Raw genomic sequence first — 838 nt, forward strand, 5'->3', positions numbered from 1 at the left:
TTCGTTCAGATCCACTCCCTCTGCGGCCAGACCTAGCTGGACCACGGTTGCACCCGCGATCGAAAACGTACGCAGTGCGCCCAAGTAGGAGGGGTCCTCCGTCAGGACCACGTCACCGGGGTCAATCCAGCCATCGGCAAGCAATTGTAAAGCCTGTGAAGCACCACCCGTAAGCATAACTTGGTTATGCCGCACGCCGTACCTCAGTGCGAGCTTTGTACGAAGTTCGGGCAAACCCGCCGCATCCGTATACTGCGGCAGATCGGCGGGAGCGACACCTGTACCTCCGTCAAACGCGCTTGGCCACGGCAGTTCTGCAAACATCACCGGGTCGGCCAGCGCGTGGCCGAAATTGATACCGTGCTTCGCAGTTGAGGAGTTGAATGGCGCAAAGCCCTGAGCGACAGCGCTGCGTTTTGAGATGCGCGAATTCATGGCTTCGTCATTCGGATCTTCATGATTGCCAAATCTGTTCTTTGCAAAAGCGCTTATTGTACTCCGCGGCAAAGTTTGCGGGTATTGGCGCGCTGAAACGGGGAAAGTCACCGACGTCTTTGGCTGGGCTGCTACGGCTGATGTCTCGAGGGACGGCCGCCACGCACCGCCAAAGTAGTGCTGGCCGTAGCCCATCGCTAGCTCAGGTACTATGGGATAGAGTAGGCTCAGGAACAGCGAGATCTGCGCAGCATTCCATGTCCAACCGTCTGCATGTGCAAAGCCAGCTAGCTCGAAGTACTTGTCGATGATATCAAGCGCATCCCAGAAACGCAGTGTGGTGACCGCATCGGCGTAATCTTCAGCGAAGCGGCGGAAATTCGGGGACAGTTCGGTGCTCTCC

At 57.4% G+C, this 838-nt stretch carries 1 protein-coding gene; it reads right to left on the reverse strand.

Annotated elements, in window-relative coordinates; genetic code table 11:
- Positions 1–838 (reverse strand): aminotransferase class I/II-fold pyridoxal phosphate-dependent enzyme (locus CWO89_RS48710; RefSeq protein WP_245476884.1); only part of this gene is annotated, 838 nt, incomplete at both ends.

Origin of the sequence: Bradyrhizobium sp. Leo170 (assembly GCF_004296405.1) — a bacterium.
In the GTDB taxonomy this organism is placed as follows: Bacteria; Pseudomonadota; Alphaproteobacteria; order Rhizobiales; family Xanthobacteraceae; genus Bradyrhizobium.